Origin of the sequence: Streptomyces sp. NPDC048650 (assembly GCF_043199095.1) — a bacterium.
In the GTDB taxonomy this organism is placed as follows: domain Bacteria; phylum Actinomycetota; class Actinomycetes; order Streptomycetales; family Streptomycetaceae; genus Streptomyces.
The window spans coordinates 773,720-791,857 of the sequence record NZ_JBICVM010000001.1; the positions used below are offsets into that span (position 1 = coordinate 773,720).

Consider the following 18,138-nt stretch of genomic DNA (forward strand, 5'->3'; position numbering starts at 1 on the left):
GGCGATTCGTCCCGCCCGATCCTGTGATGCGCCTTCTCCGGCGCCCCGCTCCCTCTATTCTCACCGCACCCGGACGTGCCGCGAATGCGGCGCGGGCACGGGCCCCTGCTCCGCTCGGGCCCGGGACGGCGTGAGGAGGGGCGCGATGCGGGAACTCCCGGCGGCCGCGCGAGGCTACATCGGCTGCGCCGCACTGGCCGCGGCGCTGTGTGCGGCCCCCGCCGTACGGTTGGGCGCCGCCGCTCCCTGGACCAGCTCCCTGGCCCTGGCCGCCCTGTACGCGCTGTGCGAACAACTGCGCCGCTGCCCGCTGGCGAGCGGCCTGACGGGCGAACGGGCGGCACTCGGCACCGGCCCCGCCGGGCGGCCGACCACCCCCGCGGCGTTCCCTTCCGGCTGGGCCAGCCCCGTCCTCCTCGCCGGGGCCCTGCTGTTGCCGCCGCCGCTGGCCGCACTGGCCGCCGTACCGGGGGCGCTGATCGCCCCCGTCGAGGCCCCGTCCGCCGCTGCCCGCCGGATCTGGCACGCCGCCGAACTCGCCCTGGCCTGCGCCGCCGCCTCCCTGGTCTGCCACGCCCTCGTCGGCGCACTGGGTCACCAGCCGCTGTCCGTACCGCAGTTCCCCGCCGTGCTGGCGCCCGCCGCGGCCGCCGCGCTCACCTTCTGCGGGGTGCTCGCCGCGCTGGACGGCGGGGTGCTGATCGCCGCCGAGCGCCACCCGGCCCGCACCGCCTGGCGCGGACTGCTGACCCGCTCGCTGGGCCCGCACCTGGTGCACGGGCTCGCCGGGCTGCTGATGGCGGTGCTGTGGCGCAGCGTGTACGGCCCCCCGGCGGCGCTGCTGGTGCTGCTGCCGATGTACCTCTCCTGCTGGGTCTTCGCCCAGTACCACCGCGAACGCGCCGCCCACCAGGCCACCATCCGCGCCCTGGTGCAGGCCGTGGACATCAAGGACCGCTACACCCGCGGACACAGCGAGCGGGTCGGCCGCGCGTCGGTGATGATCGCCCGGGAACTGGGCATGGCGGAGGACCGGCTGGAGGTCCTGCGGTTCGCCGGGATCCTGCACGACGTCGGCAAACTCGGCGTCCCCACCCGGCTGTTGCGCAAGGACGGGCCGCTGACCCCGGCCGAGCGCGGGGTGATCGAGCTGCACCCCGAGTACGGCGACGAGATCGTCCGCGGCATCGGCTTCCTCGGCGAGGCGCGGGCGGCGATCCTGCACCACCACGAGCGGCTGGACGGCAGCGGCTATCCGTACGGCCTGTCGGGGCAGCACATCCCGGAGTTCGCCCGGGTGGTGGCGGTCGCCGACGCCTTCGACGCGATGACGTCCACCCGGTCCTACAGCCGGGCCCGCCCGGTCGCTGCCGCGGTCGCGGAGCTGCGCCGGTGCGCCGGGGCGCAGTTCGACCCGCGGATGGTGGGGGCGCTGGCGGCGTCCCTGGAGCGCTGCGGCTGGCACCCCGACCTGGTGACGGCGGCCGATGCGCAGCAGGACCGGGTGGCGGGGGCCGCGGACCCGGCGCGGTCCGGTAGCGGAAACGTCCCTCCTGCCCGGCCGCGGAAGGGCGTCCCCCACGCGACCACCGCCCGGCGGTCCGGTGCGTCCGGCCCGGACGGCGCGCCATGAGCCTCCCCCGTGGCCTCGAGGGCACGGTCGGGGGCGCCCCCAGGGGTGGCTGGGGGAGCGCCCCCACCGTCGCCGCCGTCTGCGCGGCCGCCGTCCTCGCTGCCTGGAGCCTCGGCCGGACCCTGTGGGACGGCCTGGCGCAGCCCGGGATCGCGCTGGCGTTCGGCGTGCTGATCGCGGCCGGCGAGCTGCTGCGCCGGGAGCCCGCGCGCGGCGCCGGGCCCGGCCCGGCGCCCGGGGAGCGGGAGAGCGCACCGCTGGGAGCGGCCGGTGCGCTGGCGTACGCGCTGCTGGGCGAGGCCGGCGGGGGGCCGACGACGCACGGTGTGCCGCAGACCGTGTCGGTCGTGGTGGCGGCCGTCCTGGTCGGGCTCGTCCCGCACCTGGCGCTCGGCCGGGGCCCGGCGCTGAGCCACCTCGCCCGCCGCGTACTGACCGCAGGCTTCGCGGCCACCTGCTTCCAACCGCTCTACCACACCGGCACCTTGGCGCGGTGGGGTGTCGACGGCCGGCTCTACCCGCTGCTGCTGATCGGCCTGCTGGCGCTCACCACCCTGTGCGACGCGGTGCTGGCCGCCGCCCTCGCCCGGGCCCGCACCGGCTGGCCCTACGGGCCGCTGCTGCGCGACGAGTTGCGGGCGCTGCTCGGCATCGGCACGGCCATCTGCGCCACCGGGGTGGTGATCTCGCTCGCCACCGCCGTCGCCGGGCTCTGGGCGCTGCCGGTCTGCGCGCTGCCGCTGCTGCTCACCCAGTTCGCCTTCCGCCGGTTCGCCGCCGTCCGCGCCACCTGCCGCCAGACGATCGCCTCGCTGGCCCGCGCCACCGAGATCGCCGGCTGCACCCCGCCCGGCCACGCCCGCCGGGTGGCCGGGCTCAGCCGTGCGGTGGGCCGCGAACTGGGCCTGCGGGAAGGAGACCTGGACGTCCTGGAGTACGCCGCGCTGATGCACGACATCGGCCAGCTCTCGCTCCTGGACCCCGTCCCGGCCGGGGCGACCGCGCCGCTGCCGCCCCCCGAACAGCGCCGGATCGCGCTGCTGGGCGGCGCCGTCGTCCGGCAGACCGGTGTCCCCGCCGAGGTCGCGGTGATCGTCGAACGGCAGGCGGATCCGTACCGGGACCAGCCGCTCACCGCCCGTATCGTCCGGACGGTCAACGCCTACGAGGACCTGGCGCGCCAGGCCGGGGGGCCCGGCGGTCCGCTGCGCGCCCTGGAGCGGCTGCGGCTGTCCACCGCGCACGAGTACGACCCGGGCGTGGTCGAGGTGCTCGCCCGGGTCCTGGCGGCGGCCGGGCGGCGGGACGTCACGGGGAGGTGAACTGCCCATCACACGGGGTGAGGAAAGGGGTCCGCGCCGGGCGTCCCAGGCCGTGGAACCCATGGGTAATGAGCGCCCCGCGAGATGGGCATGGTTGGATGCGAAGGAAGGCCCCCGCAAGGGGATTCAGGGGGGCGTTGAAGGGCAAGGAGCCGCAGGGGGCACAGCAATCAGGCTGAGTCCGGCGGCAAACTGTGGCAGGTTGTCGAGTGGGCCCGGCGGGCCCCGGGCGCCGCTCGGAACACCTCCGGCAACGGCATCAAGAGAACCGGCAGGCGGGAATCGTGAGGATCTTCGGCAAGGTACGGCACCGGCCCTCCGCCTCATGGCGGCAGGCGACCGACCGCGCTTTCACGCTGATCGGCGACGGCCGTTACGAGGACGCGGGAGCGCTGCTGACCCGTGCCGCGGACATGGAGCCGTGGCTGTCGGAGTCCTGGTTCAATCTCGCGCTGCTGCACAAGTTCCGGCACGACTGGGAGCAGGCGCGGGCCGCCGGTCTGCGCGCGGTGGCCCTGCTGGACCGCGAGACCGGGGCGCCCGACTGGTGGAACGTCGGCATCGCCGCCACCGCCCTGCAGGACTGGCCGCTGGCCCGCCGTGCCTGGCAGGCGTACGGCCTCAAGGTCCCCGGTGAGGGGTCGCCGTCCGGTGAGCCGGTCGGGATGGCCCTGGGCAGCGCCGCGGTCCGCCTCTCCCCGGAGGGCGAGGCCGAGGTGGTCTGGGGGCGCCGGCTGGACCCGGCACGTATCGAGGTGCTCTCCATCCCGCTGCCGTCCTCCGGGCGCCGCTGGGGCGAGGTGGTGCTGCACGACGGCGTGCCGCACGGCGAGCGGACCACCGCGGCCGGCTCGGGTGGCGCCACGAGGTCGTTTCCGGTGTTCGACGAGATCGAGCTGTGGGCGCCCTCCCCGGTCCCCACCTGGGTGGTGCTGCTGGAGGCCGCCGCGGAGGCCGACCGGGACGCCCTGGAGCGCCTGGCGGCCGACGCGGGGTTCGCTGCCGAGGACTGGTCGTCGTCGGTGCGGCTGCTGTGCCGCACGTGCTCGGAGAGCCGGATGCCCAGCGACGAGGGCGACGGCGAGCACCTGGACCCGCACGACCACAGTGAGCCGGGCCACCCGGGGCCGCTGGGGCACCGCACCGCCGGCTCGGGCTCCCTGTGGGTCCCCGAGCGCGAATGCGGCATCGCGGCGCCCGCCGGCCTGGTGCGCGGCCTCCTCGACGGCTGGGTCGCGGACAGCCCGGACACCCGGGAATGGCGCGATCTTGAAGAGGTCTGCTGAACGGCTGCCCGGCTCCCCGTAGGCTGTAGGGCGACTATCAGGGTTTTCAGGAAGGCGTACGGCGGACATGGCCCAGCAGCCGGTGTTTGATCAAAACGGTGAGCAGCAGGTGGACGAGGCGTTCATCGACGACACGACGGACGCCGGTGACCGAGAGGTCGCCCACCGTGAGCGCGGCACCTCGCGGCCGATCACGGTCGTCGGCAATCCGGTGCTTCACAAGGAGTGCAAGGACGTCACGGCGTTCGACGACGCGCTCGCCCAGCTCATCGACGACATGTTCGCCAGCCAGCGGACGGCCGAGGGTGTGGGCCTGGCCGCGAACCAGATCGGTGTGGACCTGAAGGTCTTCGTCTACGACTGCCTGGACGACGAGGGCGTCCGGCACGTCGGTGCGATCTGCAACCCCGTCCTGGACGAGCTGCCGGCCGGGCGCCGGGTGCTGGACGACTCCAACGAGGGCTGCCTCTCGGTGCCCGGTGCGTACGCCGAGCTGGCCCGCCCCGACTACGCCGTGGTCCGCGGCCAGGACGCCAAGGGCGAGCCGGTCGCGGTCCGGGGCACGGGCTACTTCGCGCGCTGCCTGCAGCACGAGACCGACCACCTCTACGGCTACCTCTACATCGACCGGCTCTCCAAGCGGGACCGCAAGGACGCGCTGAAGCAGATGGCCGAGCGGGAGCCGCGCTACCCCGTCGTCGCCAACGACTGAGCCCGAGCCGCCCGGGGGCCGGTGCGGCCCCTCAGGACGACGACGCCTGCTGGTAGGCGCTCCAGATCTGCGGCGGGACGGCCGTGCCCAGCCCGGAGTCCGGGCCGCCCACACCGTTCATCGGCAGCAGGTCGGGGGCGCCCGGCTTGTTGCGGAACATGGTGATGGCGGTGGTCGGCTCGGCGGAGTCGCCGACGCGCTCGCCGAACCCCCCGGCCGCCCCCGGCGCGGGGGAGGGGGAGCTCCCGGTCACCGGCCCGCGCTCATCGGTGAAGGGCACGCCGGACGGGCTGCCGACGAACCACGCCGACTTCATCCGGTCACCGGGCTCGCTGACGCCCGCCGCGACCGGCTGGTAGGTGGCCTGGCCGTCCGGGGTGCCCAGGACGCGCCAGCCCACGCCCTGAAGGATCCCGGTCATCTGCTGGGCGACGTCGGGGGAGAGGACCTGCGCCGGGTGCGGCCGGTCGAAGCCCTCGACGGGCCTGCCGTCCAGGGTCATCCGGGACACCGCGTACGGATCGGCGTGCCGCCCGCCGTTGCCGAAGGTGGTGTAGGCGCTGGCCATCCGGATTGCGCTGGGGGCGGAGGTGCCGAGCGGGAAGGTCGGCTCCAGCTGGGCCAGACTGTCCTGGCGCAGCCCGGCGGCCACCACGAGATCCCGTATCCGCTCCAGCCCCAGGCGCTGCCCGGCCGCCACGAAGGGCGGGCTCTGCGCCGTCATCAGGGCCCCGCGCAGATCGGCCGTCAGCGACTCCGGGTCCTTCTGAGCCGCCTCGGCGCCCCACTCCTCGTTCTCCTGCGCCAGGGCGGTCGCCAGCACGAACGGCTTGAACGCCGATCCCACGGGGACGGCCGAGGTGTCGGCGTTGTTGCTGAAGTGCCTGGTCGCGTCCGAACCGCCGTACAGCGCGAGGACGGCTCCGTCCCGGGGGCGCACCGAGGCCGCGCCGAACTCCACGAAGGTGTCGCTCGCGCGTTTTTGCGGATCGATGCTCTTCCGGCGGACGCTGTCGACCGCCTTTTCCAGGCGGCGGGTGAGGTTCTTGTCGAAGGTGGTGTGGATGCGGTATCCGCCGCCGGCCAGGTCCTTGTCCGTCAGGCCGGTGCTGCTCTTGACGAACTTGTTGGCGACATCGATGAGATAGCCGGTCTGCCCGGCCTGGCTGGTGGGCTTCGCCGGCGGGCGGGGCTCGGGGAATCGGGTGTAGCGGGCCCGCTCCTGCCGGCTCATCTTGCCGGTGGCGACCTGCCGGTCGAGTATCCACTTCCAGCGCGCCGCGGCCCGCTGGTGGTTGGCCTTGCTCAGCCCCGGGTCGTACTGCTCCGACCCCTTCAGCAGGGCGGCCAGCAGGGCGCCCTGGCTCGGGTTCAACCGGGCGGCGTCGATGCCGTAATAGGCGTGTGCGGCCGCCTGGATACCGTTCGAACTCCGGCCGAACCAGCTGGTGTTCAGATAGCCGCGCAGAATGTCCTGCTTGGACTGCTGGTTGTTCACCTTCAGCGCGATGATGAATTCCTTCGCCTTACGGGTGACCGTCTGGTCCTGCGAGAGATAGGTGTTCTTCACATACTGCTGGGTGATGGTGGAGCCGCCCTGGGCCTCCGCACCGGAGAGCATGTTCACCACGGCGCGGCCGATTCCCTGGAGGGAGACGCCGGAATCGCTGTAGAAGGTGGCGTTCTCCGCCGCGATCACCGCGTTCTCGACGGAGTCGGGGACCTTGTCGAGCGTCACGTTCTGCCGGTTGACGGCCCCGACGCTGACCATCTGGCTGCCGTCCGCCCAGTAGTAGACGGTGGCTTCGCGGCCGGCCAGTTCGTTCTCGTCGGGGATGTCGACGCTGACGTAGACGACGAGGAACAGTCCCACCAGGCTGCCGGCGGACAGCCCGAAGGTGCCGGCCAGCAGGCGCCAGGACGGCAGCCAGCGGCGCAGGCCCCGCCGGCCCTGCCGGGGGTAGTCGATGATCCGGCGGCGCGTGCCCGGCGGCTTCCGCCGCCCCGGCGGCGTCCGCCACAGACGCCGTGGAAAATCGATGATCTCGCGCCGCTTGGCCGACCGCTTCTGCCACACGCGCCGCGGGAAGTCGATGACCTTGCGCCGCACCCGGCGTCGCTTCTGCGAACCCCTCATGCCTCCATTAAATGTGGCAGACAGGGCTCCGGTTGCCGTTCCGGCCGCCCGCTAACGGAATGCTCATAATTGGCGGGCGGCCGGTGGTTGGCTAGAAGTCGTCGTCGAAGGAGACCGAGCCCTCGACGGCGACCTGGTAGGCCGACGGCCGACGCTCGAAGAAGTTGGTCAGCTCCTGGACGTTCTGCAGCTCCATGAAGGAGAACGGGTTCTCCGAGCCGTAGACCGGCGCGAAGCCGAGCCGCTGCAGCCGCTGGTCGGCCACGCACTGGAGGTACTCGCGCATCGACTCGGTGTTCATGCCCGGCAGGCCGTCACCGCACAGGTCGCGGCCGAACTGCAGCTCCGCCTCGACGGCCTCCCGGAGCATGTCGGTGACCTGCTGCTCCAGCTTGTCGTCGAAGAGGTCGGGCTCCTCCTGGCGGACCGTGTCCACCACCGAGAAAGCGAACTCCATGTGCATCGACTCGTCGCGGAAGACCCAGTTGGTGCCGGTGGCCAGGCCGTGCAGCAGACCGCGGGAGCGGAACCAGTACACGTATGCGAAGGCGCCGTAGAAGAACAGCCCCTCGATACAGGCCGCGAAGCAGATCAGGTTCAGCAGGAAGCGGCGCCGGTCGGCCTTGGACTCCAGCCGGTCGACATTGTCGACCGAGTCCATCCACTTGAAGCAGAATTCGGCCTTCTCCCGGATCGACGGGATGTTCTCCACGGCCGCGAAGGCGGCGGCACGGTCGTCCGGGTTGGGGAGATAGGTGTCCAGCAGCGTCAGATAGAACTGGACGTGCACGGCCTCCTCGAAGAGCTGACGGCTCAGGTACAGCCGCGCCTCGGGGGAGTTGATGTGCTTGTAGAGCGTCAACACCAGGTTGTTCGCGACGATCGAGTCACCGGTCGCGAAGAACGCGACCAGTCGGCCGATCATGTGCTGCTCGCCCGGCGAGAGCTTGGCGAGGTCGGCGACGTCGGAGTGGAGGTCGACCTCCTCCACGGTCCAGGTGTTCTTGATCGCGTCGCGGTAGCGGTCGTAGAAGTCCGGGTACCGCATGGGTCGCAGGGTCAGCTCGAAGCCCGGGTCCAGGAGGTTCTTGGTGCCGGTGGTGGCGGTGTGCGCGGCGGCCGCGGTGTTGGTCTCGGTGGTCATTACTGGCAGGCCTCGCAGGACTCGGGGTTTTCCAGGGAGCAGGCGACGGCCTCGGGGTCGGTGGCCTGCTGCGGTACGGGGACGGTCGCGGCGGCGGTGGTGCCGCGCGCCGACTGGGCGATCCGGGTCGCCGGGCGGGAGCGCAGGTAGTACGTGGTCTTGATGCCGCGCTTCCAGGCGTAGGCGTACATCGAGCTGAGCTTGCCGATGGTCGGCGACGCCATGAAGAGGTTCAGCGACTGGCTCTGGTCGAGGTAGGGCGTACGGGCCGCGGCCATGTCGATCAGGGCGCGCTGCGGGATCTCCCAGGCGGTGCGGTACAGGGCCCGGATCTCCTCGGGGATCCACTCGACGTCCTGCACCGAGCCGTTGGCCTCGCGCAGCGCGTCACGGGTCCGTGCGTCCCACAGCCCAAGCGCCTTGAGCTCCTCGATCAGGTAGGCGTTGACCTGGAGGAACTCCCCCGACAGCGTCTCGCGCTTGAAGAGGTTGGAGACCTGCGGCTCGATGCACTCGTACACGCCCGCGATCGAGGCGATGGTCGCGGTCGGCGCGATGGCCAGGAGGAGGGAGTTGCGCATCCCGGTCGTCGCGATACGGGCGCGCAGCGCGTCCCAGCGGTCCGCCCAGCGCGGCTCGGCGTTCGGGTAGTGGTCCGGGTGCAGCACGCCGCGGGCGGTGCGGGTCGCGGACCACGCCGGGTGCGGGCCGTGCCGCTGGGCGAGGTCGGCGGACGCCTCGTACGCGGCGAGCATGATCCGCTCGGAGATCCGGGTGGACAGCTCCTTGGCCTCGGCCGAGTCGAACGGCAGCCGCAGCCGGAAGAAGACGTCCTGGAGGCCCATCAGGCCCAGACCGACCGGCCGCCAGCGGGAGTTGGAGGCCCCGGCCTGCTCGGTCGGGTAGAAGTTGATGTCCACCACGCGGTCGAGGAAGGTGACGGCCGTGCGGACCGTGGCGTCCAGCCGCTCCCAGTCCATCGCCTCCTCCCAGCCCGCGGCCTCGTCGCTCAGGTGCGCGGCGAGGTTCACCGATCCGAGGTTGCAGACGGCGGTCTCCCCGTCGTTCGTCACCTCCAGGATCTCGGTGCACAGGTTGGAGGAGTGCACGACCTTGCCGGGCTCGGCGGTCTGGTTGGCGGTGCGGTTGGCGGCGTCCTTGAACGTCATCCAGCCGTTGCCGGTCTGCGCCAGGGTGCGCATCATGCGGGAGTACAGCACCCGCGCCGGAATCTGCTTGAGCGCACGGCCGTCGGCCTCGGCCCTGCGGTACGCGGCGTCGAACTCCTCGCCCCACAGGTCCACCAGCTCCGGGGTGTCGGAGGGCGAGAACAGCGACCAGTCGGCGTCCGCCTCCACGCGGCGCATGAACTCGTCCGGGATCCAGTGGGCGATGTTCAGGTTGTGCGTCCGGCGGGCCTCCTCACCGGTGTTGTCGCGCAACTCGAGGAACTCCTCGATGTCCGCGTGCCAGGTCTCCAGGTAGACACAGGCGGCACCCTTGCGCCGGCCGCCCTGGTTGACGGCCGCGACCGAGGCGTCCAGCGTGCGCAGGAACGGCACGATGCCGTTGGAGTGCCCGTTGGTGCCGCGGATCAGCGAACCCCGGGCGCGGATACGGGAGTACGACAGGCCGATGCCGCCCGCGTGCTTCGACAGCCGGGCGACCTGGTGGTACCGGTCGTAGATCGAGTCCAGCTCGTCCAGCGGCGAGTCCAGCAGATAGCAGGAGGACATCTGCGGGTGGCGGGTGCCGGAGTTGAAGAGGGTCGGGGACGAGGGCAGGTAGGAGAGCGTGCTGGTCAGCCGGTACAGCTCGGCGACATCGGCCAGCGCCCGCTCGGAGTGGTCCTCGGCGAGGCCGCAGGCCACCCGGAGCAGGAAGTGCTGGGGCGTCTCGATGACCTGCCGGGTGAGGGGGTGCCGCAGGAGGTAGCGGGAGTGCAGGGTGCGCAGCCCGAAGTAGCCGAACCGGTCGTCGGCGCCGTCCGCCAGGGCCTTGTCCACGAGCCCGTTCAGCCGGTCCGCGTGCGTGCGGACGAACTCCGCGGTCCCGTCGGCGATCAGGCCCTCGCGGTGGCCGGTCGCGACCGAGGCGGAGAAGCCGGTGGCGCCCTGGCCGGCGGCCTCCTCGGCGATGGCGAGGGTGAGCAGTCGCGCGGCGAGCCGGGAGTACTGCGGCTCGTCACCGATCAGTCCGGCCGCGGCCTCGATGGCCAGCGAGCGCAACTCGGCCTCGTCCGAGCCCGGGTGCCGGCCGCGCAGCGCGGCGGCGGCCACCTTTCCGGGGTCGGTCGCGGTCAGGTCCGCGGTCAGCTCGGTCAGGGTGCGCAGCAGGGCGACGCCCGGTGCGTCCGTCCCCGGCGTGCCGTTCGCGGAAGCGCCGGGTGCGGCCACCACGGGCGGCACGACCTCGGCGTCTGACGCGGGCTCCGTTGGCGCGATGGTCACGTGATGCTCTCCCTCACTCGGCGGGGGCCGGGAGGGCGGCGGCGCGACGGGCGCACGCGGGCATGCCGCACCCCCGTACGGGCAGGGGTGCGCGGGCACACCGCGCGGCGTCCACCGGCCCAACCCTCGGGGCCCGGACGTAGCGACGTCCGCACCGATGGCGGTGCGGGCGTACTGTCGGCAGGTCCTCGGACTTTCTGGACGCGCGAGCTGGCCGTAAGGCAACCTGGGCGCGCTCGTACACCGTTGCGGGACAGTTCCGGATTCCCACCGGATTTCCCTGCGGCGACAGCGAGACGAGCATACATCTTGTGCTGCTCCCCGCACGCACCCCCACATCTTGTGTCGTCGCCGGATTGTATTCCCACAGACGTGCGAACGCCGCCGGGGCGCGGGAGGGCCCTGGAAGCCGCTCAGTCGAGCTCGCGGACGAAGGCCCAGAGTGTGATGTCCGGCACCGGATCCCAGTCCCGCTCCCCGGCGCGGAGGAAGCCCAGGCGGCGATAGAGCCGGTGGGCGGGCAGCAGATGCCGCTGGCTGGAGAGCACCATCGCCCGCAGCCCGAGCCTCCGTGCACGCTCCAGGCAAGCCCTCACCAGTGCCGCCCCGACGCCCCGCCCGCGCCCCTCGGCCCGCACCGCCAGCATCCGGAACTCGCCCTCCCCGGGGCCCGCCAGATCCGCGTACGGACTGCCGTACGCGGCGAAGGTGACCGCGCCCAGCAGCGCCCCGTCCGCCGCCTCGGCCACCAGCACCTCGGCGTGCTCCGCGCGGTGCGCGACCTTCCGCAGCTCGGCCGCGTAGGGGTCGTCCTCCCCGAACACCAGCAGCCCGTCGGCCAGATAGACCTGCATCAAGAGGTCACCGACGGCGGTGAATTCGGCCTGCCGGGCGGGCCTGATCGTGATGTCCATGCGGTGCAGTGTGGCTGTCGGTGGCCCCGCGTTCAGTGAACCCGACGCCGGCCGCTACGAGAACGTCCACACCGTTCCCTACGGCACATCGCTCGCCCTGCCGGAGCCGGTCGGCATCACGCTCGACACCGAGCCGCTGAAGGACCGGGTGAGCTGACCGCCCGCCCCGCCACGCGAACGGGCCGCCGCGTCCCCGAGGGATGCGGCGGCCCGAAGGCGGCAGTGGTGCGGTGCCCGGCGGTCGTTCGGTGCCGGGCGGCGGCTCAGTGCCCGGCCGGTGCCTCCGCGGTGGCCGGCGGCAGGTCCGGGGTGACGCCCTTGTCGCCGACGTCCGCGGTGTAGTCCGCGGGGCTGGTCTCGTCGACGCCGTCCGGTGCCTTCACGGCCTTCAGGACGAAGGTCAGCACGACCGAGACCACGACGTTCAGCACGAACGCGGTCAGGCCGATGTAGCCGATCTCGCCGATGCCGGGGATCGCCTTGCTGGAGCCGCCGAAGTGGGCCTGGGTGGGGCTCGCCACGCCGTAGGCCGCGAGGGTGCCGTAGAGCATGCCGACGGCCCAGCCGGCCAGCAGGGCCCAGCGGTGGAACCAGCGGGTGAACAGGCCGCCGACCAGGGAGGGCATGGTCTGCAGGATCCAGATGCCGCCCAGCAGCTGGAAGTTGATGGCGACGGTCTTGTCCATGGTGAGGACGAAGACGAGCGCGCCCACCTTCACCAGCAGCGAGACCAGCTTGGCGACCTTGTGCTCCTGCGCCGCGGTCGCGTCCGGCTTGAGGAAGTCCTTGTAGACATTGCGGGTGAAGAGGTTGGCCGCGGCGATGGACATGATGGCGGCCGGTACGAGCGCGCCGATGCCGATCGCGGCGAAGGCGACGCCGGAGAACCAGCTCGGGAACATGTCCTCGAACAGCTGCGGAATGGCCAGCTGAGGGTTGCCCTTGATGTCCGTGCCGGCCTTGATCGCCATGAAGCCGAGCAGTGCCAGGAGCCCCAGCATCAGCGAGTACAGCGGCAGGATGGTCGTGTTGCGGCGGATCACGTTGCGGCTGCGGGAGGACAGCGTGGCGGTGATCGAGTGCGGGTACATGAAGAGCGCCAGCGCGGAGCCCAGGGCCAGGGTGGCGTACGCCCACTGGGCGTTGGGGCCGCTGGCCAGCTCGCCGCGCGGTTTGCCGGTCGGGCCCGGCTGCGCGAACGCCTTGCCGGCCGAGTCGAAGATCGCGTCGAAGCCGCCCAGCTTGATCGGGATGTAGATGATGGCCACGGCGATGACCAGGTAGATCAGACCGTCCTTGACGAACGCGATCAGGGCCGGTGCGCGCAGGCCGGAGGAGTAGGTGTAGGCGGCCAGCACCGCGAACGCGATCAGCAGCGGCAGGTCCTTGACGAACCAGTGGGTGTTCTCGCCGCCGCCGACACCCATCACGTCCAGGACGGCCTGGATGCCGACGAGTTGGAGGGCGATGTACGGCATCGTGGCCAGGATGCCGGTGAGCGCCACGGCCAGCGACAGGCCCTTGGAGCCGAAGCGGCCGCGCACGAAGTCGGATGTGGTGACATAGCCGTGTTTGTGCGAGACCGACCACAGACGCGGCAGAAAGGTGAAGATGAGGGGATAGACCAGGATCGTGTACGGCACGGCGAAGAAGCCGGACGCCCCCGCCGCGTAGATCGCCGCCGGGACGGCCACGAAGGTGTACGCGGTGTAGAGGTCACCACCGAGCAGGAACCACGTCACCCAGGTCCCGAAGCTGCGGCCGCCCAGGCCCCATTCGTCGAGGTTGGCCGACTGCTCGGCCTTGCGCCAGCGGGCGGCGAGGAAGCCCATGACCGTCACGGCCACGAAGAAGAAGATGAAGACGGCGAGCGCGACGCCGTTGACGCCGCCGGTCGGGGCGGCGGCGAGCCGGATGGCGGAGGAGGTCACTTGGCCACACCATCCTTGCGGGCGCGCTTCTCACGCTGCACCAGCTTGTACGCGATCGACGTCAGCACGGTCGAGATCAGCACCCAGAGCATCTGGTACCAGTAGAAGAACGGGATCCCGATGAGCGTCGGCTCCATGCGGGCGTACGAACTCACCCACAGCATCGCCACGAACGGAGCGAGCAGACACACCCCGATCACCACCCGGGCGGGCGTGACGACGCGTCTGCGCTCCGGTGGTGCGGCTGCCGACTCTGGCTGTGACATGGCGGGCTCCGTCCGTGGCCTGTTCTCCTGGGTAACAGGCTGGAAATCTAAGCCAGGGTCGTGGCGCGCGTCACTAGGTGTCCGCATATCGGTATGGCATACCTGAGTTGTGGGCCCGCGGCGCGGGGCCCGCTCAGTCGGTGGGGCGGCGCAGCCGGGCGACGAACTTGTAGCGGTCGCCGCGGTAGACCGAGCGCACCCACTCCACGGGCTCTCCCCGGGCGTCGAGGGAGTGCCGGGAGAGCATCAGCATCGGCAGGCCGACGTCCGTGCCCAGCAGCCCGGCCTCGCGCGGGGTGGCCAGCGACGTCTCGATGGTCTCCTCCGCCTCTGCCAGGCGGACGTCGTAGACCTCGGCGAGCGCGGTGTAGAGAGAGGTGTACTTGACGAGGTTGCGGCGCAGCGCGGGGAAGCGTTTGGCCGACAGGTGGGTGATCTCGATGGCCATCGGCTCGCCGCTGGCCAGCCGCAGCCGTTCGATGCGCAGCACCCGGCCGCCGGCGCCGATGTCCAGCAGAGCGGCGAGGCGGTCGTCGGCGGTGACATAGCCGATGTCCAGCAGCTGGGACGTCGGCTCCAGTCCCTGGGCGCGCATGTCCTCGGTGTAGGAGGTCAGTTGCAGCGCCTGGGAGACCTTGGGCTTGGCGACGAAGGTGCCCTTGCCCTGGATGCGCTCCAGGCGGCCCTCGACGACGAGTTCCTGGAGGGCCTGGCGAACCGTCGTACGGGAGGTGTCGAACTCCGCGGCCAGGGTGCGCTCGGGCGGCACGGGGGTGCCGGGCGGGAGTGTTTCGGTGATCTCCAGCAAGTGCCGCTTGAGGCGGTAGTACTTGGGCACCCGGGCGGTGCGCGGGGCGCCGCCGCCGCTCTCGGCACTGCCGCCTTCGGTCTCCATGGCCCGCCTCTCCGACTGGTGTCGCGCTGCCGTCACCGGCTCCTCCGTACGTAGCGGCTCACATCGTGGCACGAGTGGACACCGCGTGCCGCCTCGCAGGTCCCGGACCCCCAGATGTCGGTCCGGTAACGGACCTGACAGCGACTCTTATACACCCTTGACACCCCAAAAGGTCTAGGCCAAGCTGCGGGCACTGGTCTAAACCATTAAAGACCACACCCGGCCTTTGGGGGAGAGCGCAATGAAGCGTGGGCTCATAGCGGCGACGGCGGTCGCGGGAATGCTGGTGGGTGTCGCTGCCTGTGGGTCGAGCGGCGGCAAGGCGGGAGCGGACGGCTTCAAGGGGCAGAAGCTGACCGTATGGGTCATGAGCGGGTCGAATCCGGCGCAGTGGAGCAAGCAGGTCTCCGCGCAATTCAAGAAGAAGACCGGCGCCACCGTCGAATTCAAGGTCCAGCAGTGGAACGGAATTCAGCAGAAGCTGAGCACCGCACTGTCCGAGGACACCCCGCCGGATGTGGTGGAAATCGGCAATACGCAGACGGCGGCCTATGCGAAGGCGGGCGCCCTGGCCGACCTCGGTGACCTGAAGAAGGACATCGGCGCGGACTGGAACGACGCCTTCAACAAGGCGTCGCTGGTGGACGGCAAGCAGTACGCACTGCCGTGGTACGCCGGAAACCGCGTCGTCATGTACAACAAGAAGATCTGGGCCGAGGCGGGCCTGACGGGCACCCCCAGGACCCGCAACGCGCTCTTCAAGGCGTTCGACACCATCAAGAAGAAGACCGACGCCGAACCGCTCTATCTGCCCGGCCAGAACTGGTACTTCTTCGACGGCCTGACCATCGGCACCGGCGCCGACCTGGTGAAGAAGCAGGGCGGCAGGTGGGTCTCCAACCTCGGCGACCCCAAGGTCTCCAAGGCCATGGACATCTACCGGCAGTACCAGTCCTTCAGCACGGCCCCGAAGAACAAGGACGAGGCCACCCCGCAGCAGGCCGAGGTGTTCGCCAAGGGGAAGACCGGCGCCGTCATCGCCATGGGCTACGAGGCCGCCACCGCGATCAAGGCCAATCCGGACATCAAGAAGGACATCGGCTTCTTCACCATTCCCGGTGAGACCGCCGCGAAGCCCGAGGGCGTCTTCCTCGGCGGCTCCAACTTCGCCGTCGCCGGCATGGGCAAGAACCAGGAACTCGCCAAGGAATTCCTGAAGATCGCCCTGTCGAAGCAGAACGACGCGCAGATGGTCAAGGAAGTCGGCTGGACGCCGAAGTCCCCCGACCTGGCCGACGCCGCCAAGGGAAATCCGGCCGCGCTGGCCGCCGCACCCGCCGCGGAGAAGGCCGGCGGCACGACTCCGCTGATTCCCCAGTGGGCCGCGGTCGAGAACCTTCCGAACCCGATCAAGAGCTATATGACGGCCGTGCTGGGCGGTAAGTCCCCGGCCGACGCCGCCAAGGGCGTCGAGTCCGAGATCAACACACGCCTCGCCAAGGAGTAGTCCGGCACCGGGCACGCAACCAGCTGCGTACGGGGCCGGCCGTCCCCGGCCCCGTACGCGCACACCGGGTAACCGCAGGCAACGAGGGGGAGCAGGGTCCCATGGCAGTGCAGCTCGACGGCGCGGTGGTCAAGACCGCGGCGCGGACCGGCAAGGGGGGCCTGCCACCCGGCCGGCGCGGCTCCGGGAGACGGCAGGGCTCCGGGAGACGGCGCGGCACCCCGTATCTGCTGCTGCTCCCGGCCCTGTTGGCGACCGCGGTGCTCCTCGGCTGGCCGATGGTGCGCAACATCCTGCTCTCCTTCCAGAACCTCAACATGAAGGAGCTGATCCAGCACCTCACCGAGTGGCGGGGAGCCGGCAACTACCAGGAGATCCTGGGCAGCGAGCAGTTCTGGCGGGTCACCCTGCGCACCATCGTCTTCACCGCGGTCAACGTCGTCCTGATCATGGTGCTCGGCGTGCTGATCGGACTGCTGCTGGCCCGGCTCGGCAAGAAGATGCGCCTGACGCTGTCCGCCGCGCTGGTGCTCGCGTGGGCGATGCCGGTGATCGCCGCCACCACCGTCTTCCAGTGGCTCTTCGACTCCCGCTACGGCGTCGTCAACTGGCTGCTGGACCGACTCGGTTGGCACGCCATGGCCCACTACGACTGGGTCGGCACCCAGCTGTCGACGTTCTTCGTCATCACCGTACTGATCGTCTGGCAGTCGCTGCCCTTCGTGGCCCTCAACCTCTACGCCGCCACCACGACCATCCCCAGGGAGCTCTACGAAGCGGCCCGGATGGACGGCGCCGGCACCTGGCAGGTCTTCACCTCGGTCACCTTCCCCTTCCTCAAGCCCTTCTTCCTGGCCACGACGTTCCTGGAGGTCATCTGGGTCTTCAAGGCGTTCCCGCAGATCTTCGCGATCAACGAGGGCGGCCCGGACCGGCTCACCGAAACCCTGCCGATCTACGCCTTCACCGAGGGCGTCGGCAACCTCCACTTCGGTATGGGGGCCGCGATCTCCCTGCTCACGATCCTGGTACTGCTCGCCATGACCGCGTACTACCTGCGTCTGACGCTCAAGCAGGAACGGCAAGAGGAGAACGAGCTGTGAAGCGCGCTGCTCATTCGACGGTCGGCCGCATCTGGCCCAACGCGACGGCGGCCGTGCTCGCCCTCGGTTTCGTCTTCCCCGTCTACTGGATGTTCACCACGGCCTTCAAGCCGACCCGGGACATCATCACGGAAGACCCCGTGTGGTTCCCCTTCCACGGGACCTTCGAGCACTTCGCGACCGCGGTGGACGCCCCCGGCTTCTGGACCCTGGCCGGGAACTCGGCCGTGGTGACCGTCCTGGCCGTCGGCCTGTCGCTGGTCATCGCGCTCTGCGGGGCGTTCGCCCTGACCCGGATGCGCTTCAAGGGCCGCAAGGGCATTCTGCTGACCTTCATGGTGGCCCAGATGGCGCCCTGGGAGGTCATGGTGATCTCGATCTATCTGATCGTCCGCGACGCCGACATGCTCAACAGCCTCCTCCCGCTCACCTTCTTCTACATGGTGATGGTGCTGCCCTTCACGCTGCTGACGCTGCGCGGCTATGTGGCCGCGGTGCCCAGGGAACTGGAGGAGTCCGCGATGGTCGACGGCTGCTCGCGCCGCCAGGCGTTCCTCAAGGTCGTCTTCCCGCTCCTGGCCCCCGGCCTGATGGCCACCTCCCTCTTCGGCTTCATCACCGCCTGGAACGAATTCCCGCTCGTCCTGGTCCTCAACAAGGAACCGGAAGCGGGCACCCTGCCGCTGTGGCTCTCGCAGTTCCAGAGCCAGTTCGGGGACGACTGGGGTGCCACCATGGCCGCCGCCTCCCTCTTCGCCGTCCCGATCCTGCTCCTCTTCCTGTTCCTGCAACGCAAGGCGGTCGGCGGTCTCACCTCCGGCGCAGTGAAGGGATAACG

General features: G+C 70.9%; 15 protein-coding genes and 1 riboswitch. Of the genes, 8 read left to right on the forward strand and 7 right to left on the reverse strand.

The features are described from left to right. Nucleotides 1-145: 145 nt before the first annotated feature. The 4 genes from ACGFML_RS03575 to def all read left to right on the forward strand — a co-directional run bounded on the left by ACGFML_RS03575 (nucleotide 146) and on the right by def (nucleotide 4,953). A complete protein-coding gene (locus ACGFML_RS03575; protein WP_393539522.1) occupies nucleotides 146-1,633 on the forward strand; it encodes an HD-GYP domain-containing protein in 1,488 nt (495 codons plus the stop codon). Continuing rightward, nucleotides 1,630-2,955 (forward strand): HD-GYP domain-containing protein, encoded by a 1,326-nt coding sequence (locus ACGFML_RS03580; RefSeq protein ID WP_393539524.1) that lies wholly within the window; start codon nucleotides 1,630-1,632, stop codon nucleotides 2,953-2,955. The genes ACGFML_RS03575 and ACGFML_RS03580 overlap by 4 nt, the downstream gene beginning before the upstream one ends. Before the next feature lie 284 nt (nucleotides 2,956-3,239). Then, nucleotides 3,240-4,241: a tetratricopeptide repeat protein gene (locus ACGFML_RS03585; RefSeq protein ID WP_393539526.1), complete on the forward strand. Its 1,002-nt coding sequence runs from the start codon at nucleotides 3,240-3,242 to the stop codon at nucleotides 4,239-4,241. Between the two features lie 67 nt (nucleotides 4,242-4,308). Continuing rightward, nucleotides 4,309-4,953 (forward strand): peptide deformylase, encoded by a 645-nt coding sequence (def, locus tag ACGFML_RS03590; RefSeq protein ID WP_393539528.1) that lies wholly within the window; start codon nucleotides 4,309-4,311, stop codon nucleotides 4,951-4,953. A gap of 31 nt (nucleotides 4,954-4,984) precedes the next feature. On the opposite strand, the gene ACGFML_RS03595 is transcribed toward def, so the two are convergent. The 4 genes from ACGFML_RS03595 to ACGFML_RS03610 form a co-directional block, all read right to left on the reverse strand. Further along, the gene (locus ACGFML_RS03595; protein WP_393539530.1) at nucleotides 4,985-7,090 is read right to left on the reverse strand and encodes a transglycosylase domain-containing protein; all 2,106 of its coding nucleotides are present in this window, start codon (nucleotides 7,088-7,090) and stop codon (nucleotides 4,985-4,987) included. Nucleotides 7,091-7,181: 91 nt separating this feature from the next. Continuing rightward, nucleotides 7,182-8,234, reverse strand: coding sequence for a ribonucleotide-diphosphate reductase subunit beta (locus ACGFML_RS03600; protein WP_393539532.1), 1,053 nt, complete (start codon nucleotides 8,232-8,234; stop codon nucleotides 7,182-7,184). Continuing rightward, a complete protein-coding gene (locus ACGFML_RS03605) occupies nucleotides 8,234-10,684 on the reverse strand; it encodes a ribonucleoside-diphosphate reductase subunit alpha (protein ID WP_393539534.1) in 2,451 nt (816 codons plus the stop codon). The genes ACGFML_RS03600 and ACGFML_RS03605 overlap by 1 nt, the downstream gene beginning before the upstream one ends. A 161-nt stretch (nucleotides 10,685-10,845) precedes the next feature. Next, nucleotides 10,846-11,005: riboswitch (cobalamin riboswitch) on the reverse strand. Nucleotides 11,006-11,097: 92 nt separating this feature from the next. Next, nucleotides 11,098-11,598, reverse strand: coding sequence for a GNAT family N-acetyltransferase (locus ACGFML_RS03610; protein ID WP_393539536.1), 501 nt, complete (start codon nucleotides 11,596-11,598; stop codon nucleotides 11,098-11,100). On the opposite strand from ACGFML_RS03610, the gene ACGFML_RS03615 reads away from it, so the two are divergent. Next, nucleotides 11,597-11,755: a hypothetical protein gene (locus ACGFML_RS03615; RefSeq protein ID WP_393539538.1), complete on the forward strand. Its 159-nt coding sequence runs from the start codon at nucleotides 11,597-11,599 to the stop codon at nucleotides 11,753-11,755. The two genes, ACGFML_RS03610 and ACGFML_RS03615, sit on opposite strands and share 2 nt — an antisense overlap. A 106-nt stretch (nucleotides 11,756-11,861) precedes the next feature. Here ACGFML_RS03615 and mctP read toward each other — a convergent pair whose 3' ends face one another. The 3 genes from mctP to ACGFML_RS03630 all read right to left on the reverse strand — a co-directional run bounded on the left by mctP (nucleotide 11,862) and on the right by ACGFML_RS03630 (nucleotide 14,690). Then, nucleotides 11,862-13,529 carry a monocarboxylate uptake permease MctP gene (gene mctP, locus ACGFML_RS03620; RefSeq protein ID WP_393539541.1) on the reverse strand — a complete coding sequence of 556 codons (1,668 nt, stop codon included), beginning with the start codon at nucleotides 13,527-13,529 and terminating at the stop codon, nucleotides 11,862-11,864. Then, nucleotides 13,526-13,795 carry a DUF3311 domain-containing protein gene (locus ACGFML_RS03625; RefSeq protein WP_393539543.1) on the reverse strand — a complete coding sequence of 90 codons (270 nt, stop codon included), beginning with the start codon at nucleotides 13,793-13,795 and terminating at the stop codon, nucleotides 13,526-13,528. Before ACGFML_RS03625 ends, mctP begins: the two co-directional genes overlap by 4 nt. Before the next feature lie 133 nt (nucleotides 13,796-13,928). Continuing rightward, nucleotides 13,929-14,690 (reverse strand): GntR family transcriptional regulator, encoded by a 762-nt coding sequence (locus tag ACGFML_RS03630; protein WP_393540392.1) that lies wholly within the window; start codon nucleotides 14,688-14,690, stop codon nucleotides 13,929-13,931. Between the two features lie 241 nt (nucleotides 14,691-14,931). On the opposite strand from ACGFML_RS03630, the gene ACGFML_RS03635 reads away from it, so the two are divergent. The 3 genes from ACGFML_RS03635 (at nucleotide 14,932) to ACGFML_RS03645 (ending at nucleotide 18,136) form a co-directional block, all read left to right on the forward strand. Further along, nucleotides 14,932-16,197, forward strand: coding sequence for an extracellular solute-binding protein (locus ACGFML_RS03635; protein WP_393539545.1), 1,266 nt, complete (start codon nucleotides 14,932-14,934; stop codon nucleotides 16,195-16,197). 101 nt (nucleotides 16,198-16,298) lie between these two features. Continuing rightward, entirely contained in the window at nucleotides 16,299-17,300 is a 1,002-nt protein-coding gene (locus ACGFML_RS03640; protein WP_393539547.1) for a carbohydrate ABC transporter permease, read from the forward strand. Continuing rightward, nucleotides 17,297-18,136 (forward strand): carbohydrate ABC transporter permease, encoded by an 840-nt coding sequence (locus ACGFML_RS03645; RefSeq protein WP_393539549.1) that lies wholly within the window; start codon nucleotides 17,297-17,299, stop codon nucleotides 18,134-18,136. The genes ACGFML_RS03640 and ACGFML_RS03645 overlap by 4 nt, the downstream gene beginning before the upstream one ends. Nucleotides 18,137-18,138: the final 2 nt, after the last annotated feature.

Bases quoted from the DNA above. Each gene is read 5' to 3' on its own strand.
- ACGFML_RS03575 (WP_393539522.1), top strand. From the start codon at position 146: ATGCGGGAACTCCCGGCGGCCGCGCGAGGCTACATCGGCTGCGCCGCA.
- ACGFML_RS03580 (WP_393539524.1), top strand. From the start codon at position 1,630: ATGAGCCTCCCCCGTGGCCTCGAGGGCACGGTCGGGGGCGCCCCCAGG.
- def (WP_393539528.1), top strand. From the start codon at position 4,309: ATGGCCCAGCAGCCGGTGTTTGATCAAAACGGTGAGCAGCAGGTGGAC.
- ACGFML_RS03595 (WP_393539530.1), bottom strand. From the start codon at position 7,090: ATGAGGGGTTCGCAGAAGCGACGCCGGGTGCGGCGCAAGGTCATCGAC.
- ACGFML_RS03600 (WP_393539532.1), bottom strand. From the start codon at position 8,234: ATGACCACCGAGACCAACACCGCGGCCGCCGCGCACACCGCCACCACC.
- ACGFML_RS03615 (WP_393539538.1), top strand. From the start codon at position 11,597: ATGCGGTGCAGTGTGGCTGTCGGTGGCCCCGCGTTCAGTGAACCCGAC.
- ACGFML_RS03610 (WP_393539536.1), bottom strand. From the start codon at position 11,598: ATGGACATCACGATCAGGCCCGCCCGGCAGGCCGAATTCACCGCCGTC.
- ACGFML_RS03625 (WP_393539543.1), bottom strand. From the start codon at position 13,795: ATGTCACAGCCAGAGTCGGCAGCCGCACCACCGGAGCGCAGACGCGTC.
- ACGFML_RS03630 (WP_393540392.1), bottom strand. From the start codon at position 14,690: ATGGAGACCGAAGGCGGCAGTGCCGAGAGCGGCGGCGGCGCCCCGCGC.
- ACGFML_RS03635 (WP_393539545.1), top strand. From the start codon at position 14,932: ATGAAGCGTGGGCTCATAGCGGCGACGGCGGTCGCGGGAATGCTGGTG.
- ACGFML_RS03640 (WP_393539547.1), top strand. From the start codon at position 16,299: ATGGCAGTGCAGCTCGACGGCGCGGTGGTCAAGACCGCGGCGCGGACC.